The sequence below is a fragment of the Brevibacillus sp. JNUCC-41 genome (genome assembly GCF_014844095.1).
GTDB classification, from domain to species: domain Bacteria; phylum Bacillota; class Bacilli; order Bacillales; family DSM-1321; genus Peribacillus; species Peribacillus aracenensis.
Window position 1 is genome coordinate 4829605 of the sequence record NZ_CP062163.1, and the last position, 20831, is coordinate 4850435.

Genomic DNA, 20831 nt, shown 5'->3' on the forward strand with positions numbered 1-20831 from the left:
CCATCATTTATTGCAAAGATAGGAATGGAGGTGGTTTTATTGGAACCAAACAAACCCGGCAATAAGAATGTACCGGATTTTAAAGAGTTGAACGATCGTATCATCAGAGAAGCATCACAGAGTCCCCGTTTAGTGATTCAAACAAATTTGGATGCAAAGAATGTAAAGGATGAGAACCCTTATGCGGATCGGATAAACAGTGAAGGATTTTCTGATTTTTTTGAGGAATAAAACAAACCACTTTGTACAATTTGGACGTTGATTTCCGCTCCAGGCACTCGCTTTCCGCGGGCTGTCCGGAGCCCCTCGGCGCCTTTGCGCCTGCGGGGTCTCGCACACCCTCTCCAATCAACTTTGTTTTAAAATATAAAATCCCTTTTTCTACATAATTAAACCGGCTTAATAAGCCGGTTAATTTTAAAAATATTTTTTCTTCCAAAAAATGAAAGCCGTCGTCCCAGCTAATGTGATGGCAATTAATAATGTAAAAATGAAAGCAAACCGATTATGTTCAAATGGTAGTTCGACATTCATTCCGTAAAAACTTGCCACCATCGTCGGAAGTGTTAAAATAATGGTCACTGAGGTTAGAAACTTCATGGCATTGTTGACATTATTGGAAATGATCGAAGCGAATGCATCCATCATACCGCTAAGAATGGATAGATACACTTCCGCCATTTCGATTGCCTGAGCATTTTCGATGATTACATCCTCTAGCAATTCTTTATCTTCTTCATACATTTTCAAATAATTAAAACGGAGGATCTTATCAAGTACTACTCGATTGGATTTCAATGATGTCGTAAAATAAACCAGGCTTTTTTCCAAAGCAAGGAAAGTGTATAATTCTTTATTTTTCATGGACTGATGCAATTCACGTTCCGCTTCATTAGTCATCTTGTTAATCTGTTTGAGGTAACGTAAGTAATAGGATGAAATCTCAAATAATAATTGTAACGCAAACCTGGTTTTCTTATTGGTGAAAAACCCTTTGATTTTATTGTTTTTGAAATTCGCCAATATCGGTGTTTCTTTCAAAGACACTGTAATGAAACAGTCTTTGGTAAAGATCATACCGATGGGGATCGTTTCAAAGATCGGTAAGTCGGCTTCGTCCCTGGTCAAATATGGGAAGTCGACAATAATTAAGACATTATCATCCTCTTTTTCAATTCGTGGCCTTTCCTCATCGTCCAGTGGGTCTTTCATGAAGTTAATCGGTAATTGCAAAGTCGTGCATATATAATCTATTTCAGCTTCTGTGGGCGCAACAATGTTCACCCAGGAACCTTTTGTCATTTCCTCGATATTGATTAGGTGACGGTTTTCATCCGTCTTGTAGATTTCAATCATTTCTTGACCTCCTCTTCTATAGAGAAAGCCTTATTTACCTTCTTCGAGCGGATACTCAGGGAGAATAACAGTCTCGACTTCTAGCATCATATCGGCTTCCTCTTTCTTTCTGGGTTCAGGATCATAAGAACTGCTGCTCACTTGTATCCACTTCCTTTCGATTCTTTAATCTTAATCCTTATTCATTTAAAGCACAATAAAGAATTTAATACCATGAATCCATCTGTGAAATTCGCAATTATCTGATTTTTATAATTTTAAAAATATAATAAAAAAAACGCTTGGGTATCCCCAAGCGAGTCTGTTTGCATTATCCATGCTTCGCATTATTATAATAGTGAACACCATACATGGCGCCTTCATCAACCATTTTATTATCGTCATGATCATATGGATCAGGGTGACCTGCCTTTTCAATTACGGGATCCAGCTCGGAAGCCTTCCTATTCCAAAAACCTACTGTTTTTGCTTTTGCATTGGACCATATGTCCTTCACTTTTCCTCTGTTCGCTTTATTCGATAAAAATGAGACTCCGGCAACTCCGACTCCTATTAATACAACGTTTTTTCCTAATGCCATCATTACCTTCCCCCTTATTTATTGACTTGCTATATCTATACCCCACGCCAGTTAATTTAAACCTTTATTTATATGGAGGAATTTGATAAAAGAAATTAGGTTTCATTATTTCATTGTTATATGGCTGATGAAAAACGTGTGTCGTCGCTGGGGACACCGGTGGTATCAACCAGGTCCAGTCCCCCGTTACTTTCCTGGCACAAGAGGCTTCTTTTTCCTCGAATTTCTTGAATTGTTTGGCTGCTGTATGGTGATCTACGATGCTGACTCCGTGTTTTTTATATGAATGAAGGACTGCTTCATTCAGTTCGATCAGGGCTCTATCTTTCCATAAATTCGAATCACGCTTAATATCCAAGCCCATCCTCTCCCCGATTGCCGGCAGCATATTGTAGCGTTCTTCGTCCGCAAGGTTCCTGGCACCGATTTCCGTTCCCATGTACCACCCATTAAATGGCGCAGCAGAATAAGTAATACCGCCAATTTCCAATCTCATGCCGGAAATGATTGGAACCGCATACCATTTGATTTGAAGATCTTTGAACCATTTTAGCTTAGGGTGGGTGATTTGGACTTCTTTAACGAGGCTTTCAGGTATATCATGAAAACTAGGGGGGTTACCGTCCAATTGGACTACAAGGGGTAAAATATCGAAAGGTCCGTTTTTCCCTTCCCATCCTAATGCCATACATTGCTTGGTGAATTCGATTGAACTTGAATCACCGATCACGCCATGTTCCGTCTCATATCCTGCATATCGAATGAGCTGATGATTCCAAATATCCACTTTTCGATCATGATCTTTCTGTTTGAAAATTGTAATCACAGGCCTGATGCTCCCATTATTCGTAGCATATTCGATATGCTCAAAGAGAGCCGATACTATTCCTTCTTCGCTTTGAATCATCCTTTTATCAATCACCCTCAGCGATTCCCAAAAAAAGCGCCCAATGCAACGATTGCTATTACGCCAAGCTAATTTAGCACCATATACCAATTCTTCATATGTATGTTCATATTTGCCTGTTTCATTTATTTCCTCGTTAATTTGTTCGATCCTGCCATTTATGTCCTCTTCCGTTTTCAATAATTCAGGATAACTTGTCCTGATAAAGGATACGGCCTCTTGCAGTAAATCATTCATCATTTCCACGGATCCTTCCATTTGCAAAACTTTGACTATAATATTAAAATAACATATTTTTCATGGTATCTCTAAAAAACACAATTTTTTAAAAGCGCATTTTTTTAAAATGTGGCAATTCAGAGGCGGATTACTTTTCATAATACTTAAAGTAAGTTCATAAATTTCTTATACTATAACATCTCTAGTAACTAAATAATTATCGGTAAAGTTGTTACATATGAGGTAAATGGATTATAATATATTAATAATGAGGTGATATGATGAATAATACGACACTTTGTCCACGATTTGAAAAAGGAATGCAAATCTTGAGTAAACGCTGGACTGGATTGATTGTCAATCAATTACTTAATGGCCCTCAACGGTTTTGTAATATTGAATCTGCATTCCCGATAAGCGGCAGGATTCTTTCTGAACGTTTAAAGGACTTGGAAATTGAAGGTATTGTTAAAAGGGACGTATATCCAGAGACACCGGTCAGGATTGAATATTCCTTAACTGAAAAAGGAAAGGCTCTTGCACCGGTAATGAACGAAATTCAAAATTGGGCACAAGAATGGCTTGAACCAATACAGAATCAATGACATAGGAATTAAAGGAAGGAGGAAGTTCCGCCAGCTGCGGACTCCCTCCTTTTTTGTTTAAGCGCCAGAGACTGGTGGTATATTTTTTACAGATAGAATAACACTAGGTTTATTCCAAATTTATGGGCGGTGAATTCATGAAACAAGCAGATTGCATTATTATTGGTGGAGGGATAGCCGGTATTCAGGCAGCCATCCAGCTCGGAAGATATAAACATGATATTATCGTCATTGATTCTGCTCAAGGCCGATCTTCCATTGCCAAGGCTTACCATAACATTCTTGGATGGCCTGATGGGGTAAGCGGCAAACAATTAAGGACGCTTGGCAGGCAGCACGCTGAAAAATTCGGTGTCGAATTCCTGGATGATACAGTGAAATCTCTTGAAAAAAAGCAGGACAAGTTTTTTATCCGAACAAAGAATGACATGGATTATGAAGCCAAAATGATTTTTCTTGGTACTGGCATTACTGATAACATTCCTCCAATCAAAAACATTTATCCGACCCTTGGGACATCCACATATATATGCCCTGATTGTGATGGGTATGAGATCATGGATAAGCAAACCGTTGTCATCGGAGGCGGAAATGCGGGAGCGGGCATGGCGCTTACTCTATTATATTGGTCAAAAGATATCATTTACGTAAATCATTCGAGAACAAGAATTGATGATGAGTATAGGGAAAAGTTAAAGGAAAATCAGATTCCTGTAATTGAAGAGGAAGTTTGTGAAGTTCATATTAATGCCAAACAGCAGTTGAAAGCCGTTCAATTAACATCCGGTAAAATAATCGAAGCTGAAAAAGCATTCACGGCATTTAAAGGTAACAAACTTAATAATGAGCTAGCCTTGCAATTAGGTGTGCAAGTAAATGAAAACAATCATGTGGTGATTCATCCACGGACTAAAGAAACGAATATTAAAGGAGTCTGGGCAGGCGGCGACCTCGTTGCCCATTCCGAACAAGTCACCATTTCGATGGGGGATGGCACCCAAGCAGCGATATGGATTCATAAAAGGCTGTTAGGCCAGCCACTTCCATACGATTGACAACCTGATGGAAAAACACAAGGCGACCTGTCCACCAGGCCGCCTTTTACATTGGTATTTATAAAGTTTTCCACGTTAGCCTTCCATACACATCTATATTCGATTCCTTCCCTTAAAAACTTTAACCAAAATGAGAATGACCGCAATGATAAGCAAGATATGTATAAATCCTGCAGCCACTTTAAAGACTAAACCAAGAACCCATAATAATAATATTATACCAATAATTGTCCAAATCATGATAATCCTCCTTCTTCCCTTCTTTAAATGATTTTTTATTAATAAGAAGCTACAACGAAATTTTTTGCTTACATTTAAATTACCCATATCTTTCTGTAACAAACCCTCACCCTATTTTTTACATAAAACTGTAAATGCTGTAAATGATAATAAAGAAATAAGGAATCTTCCATATTGAAAAACATCCACCATCAGGAAGAGACTTACAAGCTTTATAGGTACCGCAAAAATCAATTAGAAGGAGTCGTTCATTCATGAAAAAGTTTTTAGTCATCTGTCTAACAGCCTGTTCCCTGTTCTTGGTTAACCTGAATCATCCGGCTGCACAGGAAAATAAAGTAAAACAGGAAAGTGTCCAATTCACTGAAGCCCAAAAATCGGAAATCGCTAAGATCCAAAAGCAGATACTCGCTGACAAAAAGCTATTGATCGAAAAATATGTCGAGTATGGCGCTCTCTCGAAAGAAGAAGCAAATAAAATGGTTTCACATTTTGAAGAACATTATAAAATGATGGAAGAACATAATTTCCAAATTCCGCCGCACCTCCCACATGCTCGGCACATGCATAAGTAATTGTATGTTTTTTGCCTATATAGCCTAATAATCCGACCTGATGAATAGGCCGGATTATTTTCATTCTTTTGTCCTTGATAAATAAACATTACGCGTTTACCATTTACTAAAGGATTTATATTTCTCTTTAGCGAAATACATAACTATGAGAAATGAAAGGGTGAAAAGGATGAACAAAATAGGCATTACAGCAAGAGACTTATTTCACTTGAAATCAGTAACCGATCCAAAGCTATCCCCGGATGGCAGCATGGCGATTTATGTCCAAACCAGAATAGATGAAAAAACGGAAAAATACATTTCCAATCTGTATATGTTCAGCCTGATTACGAATGAAACTAAGCAATGGACGTTTGGGGATAATCGTGATACATCACCAGCCTGGTCCCCCGACGGCAAGCATATCGCCTTCATATCGGACAGATCAGGTAAAAAACAAGTTCACATTATTGGGAGCATTGGTGGGGAAGCTCGACAGCTGACACATTTCGTTAACGGCGTAACAAAGCCTATTTGGTCTCCTTGTTCCACAAAGTTGCTGCTTTCAACCGGTTTAAAGGTGGGCGAAAACCTTAATACGGTTAAGGAAAATGATTTGTCCAAAGAAGTTCATAGGTATGACCGTATTAAGTATAAATGGGATGGGAGAGGCTATTTTGATCAGTTATATCAGCAGCTGGTTATAGTAGGAATTTTTAAGGGAGATTCCACATTGCTAACAGAAAACAATATTGATCATCATCCGAATGCATGGTCCCCAGACGGACAGCATATTGCCTTCATAAGCGGAGATGCAGAAAGAAGTGATGATGAACTTTTTTCCGATATTTTCATCATGGAACTAGAAACGAAAGCTTTAGAGAAGATAACGGATGGCAAAGGTTTCTTTAGAGATCCGAAATGGTCACCAAATGGTGAATATCTATCATTCATTGGCCATAATAAAGAATTTGCCGGTGCCACCTTTTCAAATATCTGGTTATATTCCATATTCGATCAAACGACTCAGTGTTTGACCGATGGATGGGACGTCCAAATTGGAGATTCCGCAATTGGGGATTTCCAAATCGGAGCTGTCGACCCAGGTATCTTATGGACAAACGATAGCCAAGGCTTTTATTTTTTAATAAGCGATTACGGAAATACCGGAGTTTATTATGGTTCCATTGAAGGAGCCATGTATCCATCGATCCTTGACCCGCAGCATATATACGGCCTGACTATAGATCCCCAAAGCCATCGTGCTGTCGTGGCCATAAGTACACCTGTTCATCCCGGGAATCTCTTTGCTTATAACCTTACCAATGGCGATAAGAAACAAATCAGTTTTGTTAATGAGGATTTTTTGAAGGATAAACATTTGTCCATGGCTGAACCCATTACATTTCCATCTGTTGATGGACTTACCATTCACGGCTGGCTCATGAGACCGACTGATTTTAAAAGTAATCAAAAATATCCGCTCATTTTAGAAATCCACGGCGGTCCGCATATGATGTATGCCAATACATATGTTCATGAATTCCAGACCTTGGCTAATGAAGGGTATACTGTTTTGTTCACTAACCCGCGCGGAAGTGTTGGATATGGCCAAGATTTCGTAAATGCCTGCCGGGGCGATTATGGAGGCATGGATTATAAGGACTTAATGGCTGGAGTTGATCACGTTTTAGCTACGTATGATTTTATTCAGCATGAAGATTTAGGTGTATCCGGAGGAAGTTATGGAGGGTTCATGACAAATTGGATCATCGGACAAACCAACCGCTTTAAAGCCGCTGTGACTCAGCGTTGCATCAGTAACTGGCTAAGTTTTTATGGTGTCAGCGACATTGGTTATTATTTTACAGAGTGGGAAGTAGGCGGCGATATCGTTAACTCTGCTGAAAAATTATGGCAGCACTCTCCTTTAAAATATGTTTCCAATGTGAATACCCCTTTACTTTTACTTCACGGTGAAAAGGATTTCCGATGTCCCATTGAACAGAGCGAGCAATTTTTTGTCGCTTTAAAACGGCAAAAAAAAGAAGCAGTGCTTGTTTCATTCCCAGATGAAACTCACGAAGTATCCCGAAGCGGATCTCCAAAAATGCGCCTGCAACATGTTGAGGAAATCAAAGGATGGTTCAATAAGTATCTTTAAAAACAAAACTCTGTTAGCAAAAGCTAACAGAGTTTTGTTTTTAGTGTTGAATTTGGTCCCTGTCTTCGGAAATTGAACTTAAAGCATTTCCCGCCATTGAATTTGTCTGATGGTGTACAGCAAGATCACCTAATGCCACGACTCCCACCAGCTTGTCATTCTCAATGATAGGGAGCCTTCTGATTTGCTCGGTAGCCATTAACTCTTCAGCTTCCTCCACTGACATACCTGGCGTGCCTGTTACAAGGTTCGTGGAAATGACATCAGTAATTCTAGTTGAATTCGGCTTTTTCTCTGCCACACAGCGAATGACGATATCCCTGTCCGTGATGACACCAATTAAATGGTTATTCTCCAAAACAGGAATGACACCAACATCATCATTCTTCATTTTGACTGCTGCTTCATATATATTATCTTCCGCAGTGCAACAATTCACGTCTGTTGTCATGATATCTCTTAATGTAGTCACGGATATCCCTCCATTTTCATAAGTTGCTTGTTTATTTTTGACTTCTGAAGAGAAATTATTCATGAAACATGTTCATGTTTCATTCCACATATTTCCCATGGTCCGGCTTAGCTAATGAATCGAATTCCTTTGCAAGCTTTGATAAACCCATTTCCAGCTCATGCCCTTCAACAGGATACCCGTGCCCCGTTATGGCAACAGCCGGCTTCATACTTTCCAATAACTTTACAGATTCTTTTGCAGCCTCCCAATCGGTTGTCAAATACCGCGGTGGGCCTGCTATTTCTTTCTCCTGAGTGATGACCTTGTATAGTGAATCTTGCCTGACATTCACAAAAGCATCTCCAGCAATCAAACTTCGGTCACTATCACGGAAAAGTGAAATATGTCCTTTTGAATGGCCAGGAGTGTGAACCCATTTCCAATCACGAAGTCCGGGAACACTATGATCATCAGGCAATGGCTGAACTTTTTCATCAAGGTTGATTCCCTCATTCGGAAATATCCATGAAATTTTTGCGACCATCCCTCCTTCAACAGTAGGGTCCGGATGGGGGTAATCTTCCTGTCCCGTTAAATAAGGCATTTCTTTTATATGGGCATAAACTGGAACTCCCCAATGCTCCATTAACTCAATCAGTGCTCCAACATGATCGAAATGTCCATGTGTCAAAATAATGGCAGCAGGTGGATTTTGCGGTCCATATATTTCTTCAGCAGTTTTCTTTATTACCTCTGCTGAGCGTGGCATCCCTGCATCTATCAATACCCATTGATCATCTTTGGGTGACCCTACAAATATTACATTAACGATTTGGACGGACAGACAATATATATCCTCATTTATTTTCTGTACATCACCATTGGAGACTGAAGTCATTGGCATGAATTTTTTATTCAAATGATTATCATCCATTTATAATCCTCCTAATTTTGAACATTCTTTTTTAAAAGGATACCCTGTACAAGAAAATAAAAAACAACCTATTATTTATATAGGCTGTTTCAGACAGAAGACAAATTCAAAGTAAAAAGCGAGTTTGCCTTCTGTTTTTTCATTTTTAAAAATGAAGATGATTTCAGAAATCCGCTCGCTTTCCGCCGGGGGTCTCGGCTAGCCATTAAACCGATTCTTCTTTTGAAATCCGGTTCGGGGTGCGACACTTCCGGAAGCCCTTTTGTCAACAAACTGAAACATCCAATAATCTATATAGGCTGTTTCTCAGAATACATCCCTCCGGGTAAACACTGTAAAAGATACAATTAAAGCAAGAGCCCACCAAACGAGCAAGGTAATGACAGATGATAATAAAGTCATCCCTTCTATCGGTGGAGCCGTGCCGCTAATATAAGCGGTCAACTTCAAATTCACCATAAAGAAATACTTCGCTGATTCCCATGATGAAACCATATTGTTCAATATAGCCCCGGAAATTAATGCAGCCAGCATGATGCCCATGCCTGCAGGAGTGCTCCTTACTAAAACCGAAAGCATGAAAGAAAGAGTCCCTACAACAACCGCCACCAGCCAGACAAGTCCCAAATCCATCAATAGGAATTTCCATTGTTCAACTAACCTTACTTGACTGACATCTACATCAGCACCATTCAATTCAAATCCCGTTATTATGGGGGCCCCCCAGCCTTGGTACCCGAAAACGATTCCTGATAAAAGGTAAGACAATAAGGCTGTCATCGCCACGATAATCGAAACCGATAATAATAATGTTACATATTTGCTCAATAAGATTTTCCAGCGCTCCACTGGCCTTGTCAACAGAAGTTTGATCGTGCCTTGTCCATTTTCGGAAGAAACCAAATCACTGGCCACAATCATGATCAACAGCGGAATGAACAAATCAATTGCATTTTCCAAAAACATGCGTGTAAAAGTAGCTGCGCCTGGTTCTGAGGGATTAATATCATGATCGAGATAATATTGCTGCTGCTTCAGACTTACTTGCAGCTGTTCACGCCACTCATCCAGCATCCTATTCGAGCCCAACCGATTTTGAGTATCAATGATTTGCTGCTGAAGAGCCGCACGCCAATCATCAGTTCCCAACTTCTCCCGTTGCTCTTCCACTTGTTTGTATTGGGCATATGTAAACATCAACACTAAAATTCCAACGATAATACCGATTATGATCAGCCGTTTTTTTGCCAACATCTTCATCATTTCATTTTGGACCAATTTATTCAATGCCTGCACCTCCGACACCGGTAACTTGTAAAAACAACTCTTCCAATCCTGGGAGCTTTCGATTCATTTCATGCACCCTCACCCCTGCTTGGTTAAGTGCTGCATTCCATTCAGGCGTTTCGGATTCATCATAAGCTGTAATGATATATTTTTGATCTAAGGTAATATCGGTGAAGCGGCTAAGAATTTCCGCTCCCTTTTGAATAGGTTCCACCCGCCAAATTATCCGCTCCTGCTGGGATAATAAGCTTTCCACTGTATCCGTTTTAATAATTTCCCCGCCTTTAATAATTGCGACCCGGTCACAAAGTTGCTGTATTTCACCTAATAAGTGTGAGGAAACCAGCACACTCATACCCTTTTCTTCAGCCAGCTTCCTGATGAATTGTCGCATTTCACGGATTCCGGCAGGATCTAGACCGTTAGTCGGTTCATCCAATATTAATAGCTTAGGACTGTTCAGCATTGCCTGCGCGATTCCTAAACGCTGCCTCATACCTAACGAATAGGTCTTCACTTTATCGTGAATTCTTGCTTGCAGACCGACGAGTTCAACAACCTCGATCATTCTTGTTTCATCGACTTCAGGTAACATTCTTGCAAAGTGGAGTAAATTATCCCACCCACTCAAAAATGGATATAATTCTGGATTTTCAACGATGCAGCCCATTTGCTTCATGGCCTTCGTAAATTCCTGACGAACATCATAACCGCATATATGGATGGAACCCGAGGATGGCTTAATCAATCCGACCAACATGCGGATTGTCGTCGTCTTACCTGCCCCATTCGGTCCTAAAAAGCCGAAAACCTCACCTTCATTCAACTCAAAATCTATTCCTTTAATAATTTCCCGTTTGCCAATCTTTTTTCTCAATTCCCTAACAGACAATGTCACCTGTTTCATCGTTCCACATCCTCCCATTTTATTAAAGGAGCAACTCTATCAGCAATTAAACGATACCCTTTCTTATTAGGGTGAAAATTGTCCGAATACAAATACTCATTTACCGACAATTGAAATAAATCGAATGTTGGAACAAAAATTGCATTTTCATAATGAGCCACGACTTCCGCCGTTGCATTATTCCAGTCCCGTACGATGCGGTTCGTATCTATGTCTTTATCCAAATCTATAAATGGATTATACAGACCAAGTAACAAAATAGTAGCTGAATCATTGACTTTATTTATATCTTTAAAAATTTCATGTAAATTTCCCAAGAAATTCTTTTGTGAAACGGATATAGCTTCATGATCATATTCAAGCAGGGTCTGCCCTTTTTGAAATAAATCGTTCCCCCCGATTGTAACTAAAATAACATCAGCTGCCTGGATTTGGCGCTTAACTTCCGGTTGTTTCACTTGCTGCACCAATTCTTTAGACACTTGTCCATTAATTCCGAGGTTATGAATGATTGGTTTTCTTTTATATTGACTCTTCAACTCTTCAACAACAAGTCCAACATAGCCTTTGCCTGTTTCATCACCTGTGCCACGTGTTAATGAATCGCCTAATGCCAATACCGTAAAATCAGCAGGAAGGTCACTTTTAATGGGGGTTTCTTCAATTACTTCCATATCGGACGTTCCTTTTCCATAATGGTCCATCATCGCCCATCCTAGGCAAAATACAAAGAACAGGCTGATTAGGGCTGATACGATGGTAGTAGCTAACACTTTTGGTTTACTCAAAAACACTCACCCTTCCATTCATTCTCTATCTTCCATTAAATCATATTATTTCCAAAAATAAAAAAACGTTTACTTATGGATAACTTATCAAAAAAATAAAGGCAGAATGGGACATATGTATTCCCTTTCTGCCTTTTTGAATGACTGTTTAATCGATTCCTGACCCTTCACGTAAGTCCCTTTGATTTTGTCTACTCCCTTTTGACTTGAGACATGATGCCACGCACTAAAGAAGGCACTCGGGGGTCGCTAGTGATGAGAAATGAACAGTTGTTAATGCAGCCCTAGACCTGAGTTTTGCATGCCCACTTCAATTGAAATCATTTATGATCTTCCTTATTAGAACTGTTCACTCATCAATTTTCCATTATACCTATGGGTTTCCCCATTACTTTTACATTCTTTTCTACCTTCATGAGCCATATTGTAAGCAGGATCCCGATCAGTGTGAGTAATCCATAAAATAAATAGACTGAATATATCCCTGATTTTTCCAATATTATCCCGCCGCTGAAGGTACTGAACCAGTTCCCCAATCCGTTGCCAATGGCGGAATAAAGCGTTATTGCTGTTACTGTTATACGTGCTGGGACAACTTCCCTGATATATTGTAAAGCTGCTGGAATGAATAAGCCAAGTGAAAACCCTTGAATGATCGAAGTCACATATACGGTAGCCAAACTTGGTTCAGTGAAGTATAAACCCCAGCGGAGCAATGAAGCCGTGCCAGCCAGTAAGGTAATTGGCAGCAAGCCTATCTTATGGATCCAGGCACCTGCCATTCTCATAAAGGGGATTTCCGATAATACAGCTAATAGGAACGCGATGCCAATTCCTGTATATGTACCGCCTCTTGCCTCGACAAACAAACCATAGTATACATTATTTGCAAGATTAGGACCAAAAAGCAAGAACGTTATAGCAAGAAAGATAAGAAATCGTTTCATGGTAATCAATTCTTTCATACCACCAAAAAGTTTCACTTTCCCCCCTGGTGGTTCTTCGGGCAAACGAAGAGCCAGACCAGCCGCTATCAGCAGGCCGAAGAAAAAGGCATAAAATATAACGGAAGGACCCATGAAGGATTCAGATAACTTGCCCATTACAAAAACAGCCACACCGTAACCAAGTGATCCGAATAAACGGATTTTCCCATAATTCGATTTGATTTTTGTTGTATATTGAAGGGTGATGCTATCAGAAACTGGTATTATCGCACTTTGAAAGATGGCCAAAGCGATTGCGACGGATACGAAAAGGAAATAGTGTTCGAACAGCAAGTAGCCTAAACCGAATAGACCAGCAAGAAACGATGTCATTGCGAGTATTTTTGCTGGTCTCCCGCTCCAATCACAAACAATTCCCCAAAAAGGTTGAAAAACGATCATCACTATCGGTCCAACAGACATGATCGTCCCTATCTCAATACCTGATAAACCTGCCTCATTGGCCAAATAAACGCTTAATAGCGGTGTTAAACTTCCCACTGCAAAAAAAGAAAAAAGGTAAAATACCTTCAAGCTAATAATATTGACATGCTTTTGTTTTTCCAAATCCCGTTCCCCCACACAGACATCTTCTAAAAAGTTGATGATTTTTTTCATTGCTTCCTATTAGACATTAGGGAGCACGATATTAAAGACTGTTCCTTTATTGACTTCGCTCTCGACATAGACATTTCCAGAATGGCTTTCTATGATTTTAAAGCTGATCATGAGACCTAACCCATTACCAGATTTTTTCGTTGTGAAAAATGGTTCTCCCAATCTCTTAAGCTGCTCTGGCGGCATTCCAATTCCTGTGTCGGTTATGGATATATGCACATTATCCTCTTTAAGTTCAGTAATGACTTTTATGAATCCACCATCAGGCATAGCTTCCATACCATTTTTAATGAAGTTCAACATGACCTGTTTTAACCGATTCTCATCACAACGAACGAGGATTTCTTCGTCATTACATTCCGAAATCAGCGTGATGTTCTTCTTCCTGGCTTCAAACTCCGTCAAAGATACAACATTTTGAATGATCGACACAAGGTTCTTCGTTTCCAATATCAATGCCTGGGGTTTGGCCAATTGTAAGAACTCTTCAACTATCTCATTCACACGATTGATTTCATCCATGATTATTTCTAGATATTCTTGTTTATTTTCGTCCGTTTCATCCAATTGCAAAAATTCCGTATACCCTTTCATGGAGGTCAGCGGATTCCGTATTTCATGCGCCACCCCAGCAGCAAGCTGACCGACAGCGGCTAATTTATCCTGCCGATGGAGCATCTCTTCAGATTGTTTACGCTCAGTTATGTCATATCTCAGTGCCAAAAACTGAAACGGCTTTCCTTCTTCGCTGAAAAATGGAACAATCGTTGTATCGACCCAATATAAACTGCCATCTTTCGCCTTGTTTCTAATTTCACCTTTCCAAACTTTCCGGTCATGGACGGTCTTCCACATTTGTTCAAAGAATTCCTTTGAATGGTATCCGGAATTAACCATTCTATGGGTCTGGCCTATCAATTCACCTTTGCCATAACCTGAAACCTCCGAGAACTTTTCATTCACTTCAATAATGACTCCTTTATCATCGGTTATCGCCACAATCAAAGATTGGTTGATTGCATATTGCATATCTTCTAGTTCCTTGATTGACCCCTTTAAAGCATTTTCTGCTTTTTTACGAGCGGAAATGTCCGAACGGATGGAAATATATTGATATGGTTTCCCCTTTTTCATAAACGGAACGATAGTTGTATCCACCCAATACAGATTACCATCTTTAGCCCGATTGCATATTTCACCGTGCCATGTATTCCCTTGACTGATCGTTTGCCATAAGTCAGTGAAAAATTCTTTTGCGTGATAACCAGAATTGATTATCGAATGATTTTTTCCAATTAGTTCATGTTTTTCAAATTGTGATATTTCCAGGAATTTTTCGTTAACATATGTAATGATTCCTTTTGCATCCGTGATGGCGACGATTGCCGATTGATCTAAAGCATAACGGATATCACTCACAGTATTATCACTTTTTGCTAACCTACGGCCCACGATCGTACTTGAAGCTATCAAGCTAGCAAGGTTGAATATTGAAACGAAGCATGTAAGATAAAGCATAAATGGAGTGAGTGGAACAAATTCCTCCGTTTCATTTTTCACATTCATCGGTAACACTCTCACAAAAAGGTAATAGCCTTCAATGATTGCGCCACTCATCATGAGCGTACTGACTGGCTTTAGTGAAGATTGACTTAATTTGTTAAAATAAAATAATATTGCAAGCGCTGCTACAAATAATACAAAGATACTGAAAAGCGTACTGAGAACCGACAATGGGCTAAAGTGCAAGGAGTGATTTAAAGAAGATGTTCCCATTATATAATTAGATAAAATGGCCATCGTAAACATAAAGCCGCAAAATACGATTTGCAGCACTTGGGTTTTATACGATATGGCCAATAACCCAACCCCTGCGAGCGCTATCGCTAAAGCTAACGAAAAAATTATTGTAGAAAAGTTGGATGCTGCCATTCCTGAATTATCGAGGGTATATATGACCACAAAATTAAGCGTCCAGATTGCCACTCCCATAGAGCAGCTGCTCCCTATATATACCAGGCGTTTATATCTCTCTATCGTCAGTAATGTTGTCAATAAATCCAATGCCGTATAACACGCCATTATTATCAATAGTACTGCAATCATAAAGAGGACAGGATTTGATGCCACAATTGATTGTTCCATTTTTTTACTTGATCACCTCTAACGTTCTATTCTCCTATATTGTAATGTAAATTCATAGGACCTCAAAGGTTTTTTATTTCCTTACTCCTGTATATTTACACTCTGATTCTTTCGGCGCAACCCCTTCCTCAAGAAAATACAGGTTTTTTCATAAAATCAATTAAATGAGAAATACTATTGTTTTATATGGAGTAGAATATGAATACATGGTATTGACAAGCATTCACAACCCTGCTTCATCATTCCAGGGAATGATAAATAATACCAATAATTATTCAGGAATATAATAATTAGGAATGTTAATTTCTTTATTTAATTATACCTATAGGTTTATAATTAAATAGAACTTATATAGAGAGAAGGAGTGGGGGCATGATTATGTCAGACCTGGCAGGTGCAAGTACAACAGAAATTATGCAAAAGAAGACCCAGCATAAAAGATTAACACTTAGACAAATTTTACAGAGAGGTCTATTAATTACAATCGGTGCAGTTTTAATGGCTGTCGGCCTCGAGATTTTTTTAGTGCCGAATAACGTAATCGACGGGGGCATAACGGGTATTTCGATTATGTTATCTTACATCACTGGATGGAAGCTTGGAATCTTTCTTTTCATTTTGAATCTTCCTTTCTTTTTTATCGGTTATAAACAAATCGGAAAAACCTTCGCATTCTCTACCCTTTATGGAATTTTAGTCCTTTCCATTACCACTGCATTGCTTCATCATGTACCAGCTTTCACTCAGGATATCCTTCTAGCGTCCGCTTTCGGCGGTATGATTCTTGGAATTGGTGTTGGAATGGTCATTCGATATGGCGGCTCGTTGGATGGCACAGAAATACTTGCTATTCTCGCTAGCAAGAAGCTCCCTTTTTCCGTTGGGGAGATCGTCATGTTCTTTAATTTATTCATCCTTGGCAGTGCGGGCTTCGTATTCTCGTGGGATCGTGCCATGTACTCGATCATAGCCTACTTCGTGGCATATAAAACGATGGATATCGTCATCGCAGGTTTAGACGAATCTAAATTTGTTTGGATTATCAGTGATGAATTTAATGATATCGGCGAAGCGATAATGAATCGTCTTGGACGGGGCGTAACCTTTTTAGCTGGAGAAGGTGCTTATTCTGGTGATGATAAAAAAGTCATCTTTTGTGTAATAAACAGGCTTGAGGAAGCAAAACTTAAAGAGATAGTCAAAAGCTTCGATCCATCTGCATTTCTTGCCGTAGGGGATATCGCGGAAGTTCGAGGCGGTCGATTCAAGAAAAAAGATATCCACTAACCTCACCTGCTTTTTGCTTCATCCAATTGGCAAAAAGATAAAAAAAGCTGAAGGGAGAATCCCCTTCAGCTTTTTTTATCTAGCCTTAATAGTTCCTTGGATTGTTGATTGCTTGAAGCATTCTGGTGCCGGGTTTCATCTCGCTGCTACATAACGGACAAACATGTTCATCATTACTTGTAAAGTTATCGCGAATCCAACCTTTGCAATCTTCTGATGTACATTCCCACACCTTAGTTTCTTCAGGAATGATTTCTTCCGTATTATTTCTTCTATACATATATCTCACTCCTTAGAATTGAATTGACTCCGTCCTGCATAACAGATCACAAGCCATAAAGATAAAAGAAAGAATAGATGGCGTTTAATCTAAATTGTGAGTAAATAACCATTCGCAAATCTAAGTATGATTATTGTTTTCTTTCAAACAAACTTTTGAATGGTAAGAACTTGAGATTACGACATGAATTTTTCATATCTCAGTACCCATTATATCATATATATGCTTTTTTTATTTGAAGAAAAATTCTAAAAAAGAAATGATTCCCCAAAATGAAACACAGTCCCTGACTTACCCTTCGAGATAATCGAGACTGCGCTGTTCAAGAATCCATTCCATATGGTTCTTCCTGCTCGTTCAATGAACATTTCAAAGCGTATCGAGCATGAGAGTAATTTTTAATGCCAAAACCTAAAACAATGAAAGCCCTGCCTCTCTCCCATCCATACGGTTCCTAGACCGTGCCTGCGAGAATCAGATAAAAGCTTGTAAGTACATGTTTATTAATTAAAACCGTCCGTAATTCCAATTGGGTAGATTAAATTCCAAAAGACAAATGGTACATAGAAGTAAGTTAATGAAGAACAGAAATGGATCGAGGAAAATAATTACATGTAGTTCTTTTTTCTAGATGTGTTTAACTTGTTTCTACTTCATCATTAAAATGATGAAAAATTATTTTATTAATAAAAATGTTACTTTAAATTACCCTCCAGTGCTTTATTTCCATAACACTGAAACTTAATAATACCATAAATATTTTTATATGTAAAGCGTTATTCAAAATGAAATCACTCGTCATACTTCTTTCTTAAAATAAAAAATAAAGAGGCTATGATTCACCTCTTTTATTTAAACGCATTATACTCATTTTCAATTTTTGGAAGTTCCCTGACTTCCTCAATTAATTGACTTCCGCACATTGGGCAATCATAGTTTTCCGAAGCAAAATCTTTTCTCATCCAACCATTGCAATCTGCTGATCCACATGCATATACTATCGTATCTTCCATAACGATTTCTGGTTCCTCTGAATTCTTTTTACCAAAATACATGAGCAACCTCCTCTTTTTTATATAAAGACTCTGATTAAAGGCGCAAAATTCCTCCTTTTTATCATTCCTAGTATACGCAATAAACTAAATTCTTATTTATTCAATGAAAAAATTATCCAAAAAACCTTATCGCCTTTCGTTTTCCAACCCTGCTTTAACCAAGATCGCTTTAATCATGAAGTAGGAAATATGCTCAGGCAAGGCTTCTTTTAGCGGTTTCAATTTTTCAGAATCCAATTGTTTCGCAGTTTCCAAAACAAGATCAAACTCTTTATCCGAGAAAATCTCATCCCATTTGATATCCAAATGTTCTTCTGCACACTTTAATAAATGATTTTCAATTGAAACGGAAGACAGCCCTCTCAATGTTCCTATTTCCTTGATTGATTTGCCTTCCCGATATAAGCGGTAGCTTTCTAAATGAGATGGTTTAGTAGCTCGCTTTACCGTTTCCTTTGTAACCATAGTATTCGTTTCTATTTCAGGATGTGCCTGTACATACTGGGAAATACCTTGTAAGAACACAGATCCGAAGCGTTCAAATTTCTGCATCCCTACGCCTTTAACTTCCAGGAATTCCTCTTCTGTCCTCGGCAATTTGACAGCCATATCTTTCAAAGATGCATCGGAAAAAATAATGAATGGAGGTACATTTTCCTTACTTGCCAATTCTTTTCTTAACTGTCTTAAATCTTCGAACAACCCATGATCTGCACTGATGCTGCTTACTTTTTTCATTTCCTTACGCAGGACTTTTTTCTGTCCCAGTAACACTTCCCTGCCAGCATTGGTGACCTTGAGGACCGGAAACTGGCCGCCCGTCATTTCGATGTACTGTTTTGCAGTCAGGAAATCAATGAAATCACCTACATCCTTCGCAGATTGATCATTGATGATACCATAGGTTGAAAGCTTCTGGAATCCAAACTCTTCAATTTTCTTATTGCGTGATCCCGTAAGCACTTGGGAAATCATCGTTTTACCGAATCGCTCACCCATTCGCAACATGCATGAAAGGACCATCTGTGCCTGAGTAGTTACTTCAACAGAGTCACGTTTATCTGTACAATTTTCGCAATGACCGCAATCTTCCGGGTTTTCTTCTCCAAAGTATCGAAGGATGAAGGCTTGCAAGCACCCTTCTGTAAAACAATAATCCTTCATTCTGTTCAATTTCTTTAATTCCTGGGATTGCCACTCCTGCGAGGGATTAGATTGATCAATCAAGAAACGCTGTATCTGCATATCCTGAGGGGAATATAAGAGGATACATTCACTTTCCAATCCATCCCTCCCTGCACGGCCGGCTTCTTGATAATAACTCTCCATGTTCTTTGGAGTTTGGTAATGGATGACGTATCTGACATTCGACTTATCGATTCCCATCCCAAAGGCGGATGTTGCCACCATCAAGGGAACGTCATCCCGAATGAATTGGTCTTGCTGTTCCGACCGGTCTTGTTCATTCATGCCAGCATGGTATCGACCTGTTTTGAACCCGGCTTTAATAAGTTTGGCATACAAGGTATCGACTTCTTTCCTAGTGGCTGCATATATGATACCGGATTCACTTTTGTTTTTCTCTAAATAGCGCATTAAAAACCGTCCGCGATTTTCTTCTTTCACAACGGAAAAGAACAGGTTATCCCTGGAAAATCCCGTTGATACTGTATGCTGCACTGATATTCCTAGTGACTGACATATATCATCGGTCACATGCGGTGTGGCTGTTGCCGTTAATGCCAGGACAGTCGGAGCTGATGGCATGTTTTTCAATAAGGTTTTGATTTTTAAATAACTTGGTCTGAAGTCATGTCCCCATTGAGATATACAGTGGGCCTCATCAATGGCAACCAATGAAATTTCCACATTAAATAGATCCTGTTGAAATGCAGGATTTTCCAGCCGTTCAGGTGCAACATAAACTAGCTTATATCTCCCCTGCTTAATATCGTTCATTCTATTGGATGATTCTATCCCAGAAATGGAGCTATTAAGAAATGTGGCATCAATCCCATTTTGTTCGAGGGCATCTACTTGGTCCTTCATCAAGGAAATAAGTGGGGATATCACGAGTGTTACACCTGGTAACAGAAGGGCTGGAATTTGGTAACATATTGATTTACCTCCGCCAGTAGGCATGATTCCCGCCGTGTTTATTCCTTCTAAAACTTGTTCGATAATCTGTTCCTGACCTTTTCGGAATGATTCATAACCAAAGTATTCCTGTAAATAATCACGAGCTTTTTCCATCAATTTACTACTCCTCCAATTTTCCTTGTTAGGATTCATAAGGATCTATTTCTTTCATTGTACCTGCTTTTCCCTTGAACCAAAAGGACAAAAAAAGCAGACACATTATGTCTGTGTCTACTTTTTTCAATATATAAACATGTTTTGTATGGTTTAA

At 39.1% G+C, this 20831-nt stretch carries 20 protein-coding genes; 6 read left to right on the forward strand and 14 right to left on the reverse strand.

The features are described 5' to 3' along the window. Nucleotides 1-39 precede the first annotated feature (39 nt). Entirely contained in the window at nt 40-231 is a 192-nt protein-coding gene (locus tag JNUCC41_RS23325; protein WP_260286457.1) for a hypothetical protein, read from the forward strand. Nucleotides 232-417: 186 nt separating this feature from the next. Here the strand turns inward: JNUCC41_RS23325 and JNUCC41_RS23330 are convergent, their stop codons facing one another. The 3 genes from JNUCC41_RS23330 to JNUCC41_RS23340 all read right to left on the reverse strand — a co-directional run bounded on the left by JNUCC41_RS23330 (nt 418) and on the right by JNUCC41_RS23340 (nt 3083). After that, a complete protein-coding gene (locus JNUCC41_RS23330) occupies nt 418-1356 on the reverse strand; it encodes a magnesium transporter CorA family protein (protein WP_192205068.1) in 939 nt (312 codons plus the stop codon). 310 nt (nt 1357-1666) lie between these two features. Continuing rightward, on the reverse strand, nt 1667-1939 hold the full coding sequence (locus JNUCC41_RS23335) for a hypothetical protein (RefSeq protein WP_192205069.1): 273 nt from the start codon (nt 1937-1939) through the stop codon (nt 1667-1669). 61 nt (nt 1940-2000) lie between these two features. Then, nucleotides 2001-3083 (reverse strand): nitric oxide synthase oxygenase, encoded by a 1083-nt coding sequence (locus JNUCC41_RS23340; RefSeq protein WP_192205070.1) that lies wholly within the window; start codon nt 3081-3083, stop codon nt 2001-2003. A 260-nt stretch (nt 3084-3343) separates the two neighbouring features. Between JNUCC41_RS23340 and JNUCC41_RS23345 the strand changes: the two genes are divergently transcribed. Then, nucleotides 3344-3667, forward strand: coding sequence for a catDE operon transcriptional regulator CatR (locus JNUCC41_RS23345; protein ID WP_048678030.1), 324 nt, complete (start codon nt 3344-3346; stop codon nt 3665-3667). Between the two features lie 137 nt (nt 3668-3804). Then, nucleotides 3805-4722: an NAD(P)/FAD-dependent oxidoreductase gene (locus JNUCC41_RS23350; protein WP_192205071.1), complete on the forward strand. Its 918-nt coding sequence runs from the start codon at nt 3805-3807 to the stop codon at nt 4720-4722. Between the two features lie 93 nt (nt 4723-4815). Here JNUCC41_RS23350 and JNUCC41_RS23355 read toward each other — a convergent pair whose 3' ends face one another. Next, nucleotides 4816-4962: a lmo0937 family membrane protein gene (locus JNUCC41_RS23355; RefSeq protein ID WP_192205072.1), complete on the reverse strand. Its 147-nt coding sequence runs from the start codon at nt 4960-4962 to the stop codon at nt 4816-4818. A gap of 254 nt (nt 4963-5216) precedes the next feature. Between JNUCC41_RS23355 and JNUCC41_RS23360 the strand changes: the two genes are divergently transcribed. Next, entirely contained in the window at nt 5217-5537 is a 321-nt protein-coding gene (locus JNUCC41_RS23360) for a DUF2680 domain-containing protein (protein ID WP_192205073.1), read from the forward strand. A 169-nt stretch (nt 5538-5706) separates the two neighbouring features. Next, nucleotides 5707-7680: a S9 family peptidase gene (locus JNUCC41_RS23365; protein WP_228467430.1), complete on the forward strand. Its 1974-nt coding sequence runs from the start codon at nt 5707-5709 to the stop codon at nt 7678-7680. A 40-nt stretch (nt 7681-7720) separates the two neighbouring features. Here JNUCC41_RS23365 and JNUCC41_RS23370 read toward each other — a convergent pair whose 3' ends face one another. From JNUCC41_RS23370 to JNUCC41_RS23400, 7 genes are all read right to left on the reverse strand, one after another. Then, nucleotides 7721-8152 carry a CBS domain-containing protein gene (locus JNUCC41_RS23370; RefSeq protein WP_192205075.1) on the reverse strand — a complete coding sequence of 144 codons (432 nt, stop codon included), beginning with the start codon at nt 8150-8152 and terminating at the stop codon, nt 7721-7723. A 79-nt stretch (nt 8153-8231) separates the two neighbouring features. Then, nucleotides 8232-9068: an MBL fold metallo-hydrolase gene (locus tag JNUCC41_RS23375; RefSeq protein ID WP_192205076.1), complete on the reverse strand. Its 837-nt coding sequence runs from the start codon at nt 9066-9068 to the stop codon at nt 8232-8234. Between the two features lie 306 nt (nt 9069-9374). Next, complete coding sequence (locus JNUCC41_RS23380; RefSeq protein WP_192205077.1) at nt 9375-10355, reverse strand: ABC transporter permease; 981 nt, start codon at nt 10353-10355, stop codon at nt 9375-9377. Further along, nucleotides 10348-11262 (reverse strand): ABC transporter ATP-binding protein, encoded by a 915-nt coding sequence (locus tag JNUCC41_RS23385; RefSeq protein WP_192205078.1) that lies wholly within the window; start codon nt 11260-11262, stop codon nt 10348-10350. The genes JNUCC41_RS23380 and JNUCC41_RS23385 overlap by 8 nt, the downstream gene beginning before the upstream one ends. Beyond that, nucleotides 11259-12050 (reverse strand): SGNH/GDSL hydrolase family protein, encoded by a 792-nt coding sequence (locus tag JNUCC41_RS23390; protein WP_192205079.1) that lies wholly within the window; start codon nt 12048-12050, stop codon nt 11259-11261. The genes JNUCC41_RS23385 and JNUCC41_RS23390 overlap by 4 nt, the downstream gene beginning before the upstream one ends. A 356-nt stretch (nt 12051-12406) precedes the next feature. Next, nucleotides 12407-13654, reverse strand: a complete 1248-nt coding sequence (locus tag JNUCC41_RS23395) for an MFS transporter (protein ID WP_192205080.1) — start codon at nt 13652-13654, stop codon at nt 12407-12409. 9 nt (nt 13655-13663) lie between these two features. After that, nucleotides 13664-15799: a PAS domain S-box protein gene (locus JNUCC41_RS23400; RefSeq protein WP_192205081.1), complete on the reverse strand. Its 2136-nt coding sequence runs from the start codon at nt 15797-15799 to the stop codon at nt 13664-13666. A 372-nt stretch (nt 15800-16171) separates the two neighbouring features. Here JNUCC41_RS23400 and JNUCC41_RS23405 point away from each other — a divergent pair, with 372 nt between their 5' ends. After that, nucleotides 16172-17086: a YitT family protein gene (locus tag JNUCC41_RS23405; protein ID WP_228467431.1), complete on the forward strand. Its 915-nt coding sequence runs from the start codon at nt 16172-16174 to the stop codon at nt 17084-17086. A gap of 85 nt (nt 17087-17171) precedes the next feature. On the opposite strand, the gene JNUCC41_RS23410 is transcribed toward JNUCC41_RS23405, so the two are convergent. The 3 genes from JNUCC41_RS23410 to recQ form a co-directional block, all read right to left on the reverse strand. Continuing rightward, nucleotides 17172-17366: a cold-shock protein gene (locus tag JNUCC41_RS23410; protein ID WP_034307294.1), complete on the reverse strand. Its 195-nt coding sequence runs from the start codon at nt 17364-17366 to the stop codon at nt 17172-17174. A gap of 848 nt (nt 17367-18214) precedes the next feature. Beyond that, a complete protein-coding gene (locus JNUCC41_RS23415) occupies nt 18215-18421 on the reverse strand; it encodes a cold-inducible protein YdjO-related protein (RefSeq protein ID WP_192205082.1) in 207 nt (68 codons plus the stop codon). A gap of 126 nt (nt 18422-18547) precedes the next feature. Next, on the reverse strand, nt 18548-20677 hold the full coding sequence (gene recQ, locus JNUCC41_RS23420; protein WP_192205083.1) for a DNA helicase RecQ: 2130 nt from the start codon (nt 20675-20677) through the stop codon (nt 18548-18550). Nucleotides 20678-20831: the final 154 nt, after the last annotated feature.